Annotated in this window: 1 protein-coding gene; it reads left to right on the top strand. The window is 56.7% G+C overall.

Annotated elements, in window-relative coordinates:
• Positions 1-261: ATP-binding cassette domain-containing protein (locus FLQ03_RS08670; RefSeq protein ID WP_144374153.1), on the top strand; the 261-nt coding region annotated here is incomplete at both ends.

Below are 261 nucleotides of genomic sequence, written 5' to 3'. Positions count from 1 at the left end.
AGCAAGGTGTATGGCTCAACCCATGCGCTGAAGGGGGTGAACTTTGATATTCGCCGTGGCGAAGTCACCACGCTGTTTGGTGAAAACGGGGCGGGTAAATCGACCCTGATGAAGATCCTTTCCGGTGTGATCACCCCGAGCAGCGGCGAGATCCTGCTGAATGGCGAGGTGAAGGTGTTCAACTCCGCTACCGATGCCCGCAACCAGGGGATCTCGATAATCCACCAGGAATTGAACCTCGCGCCGAACATGAACGTGCGC

Source organism: Vogesella urethralis, from assembly GCF_007644045.2.
In the GTDB taxonomy this organism is placed as follows: domain Bacteria; phylum Pseudomonadota; class Gammaproteobacteria; order Burkholderiales; family Chromobacteriaceae; genus Vogesella; species Vogesella urethralis.
Note: the sequence above shows the minus strand (reverse complement) of the source record. Positions and strands in the feature narration are given on the sequence as shown.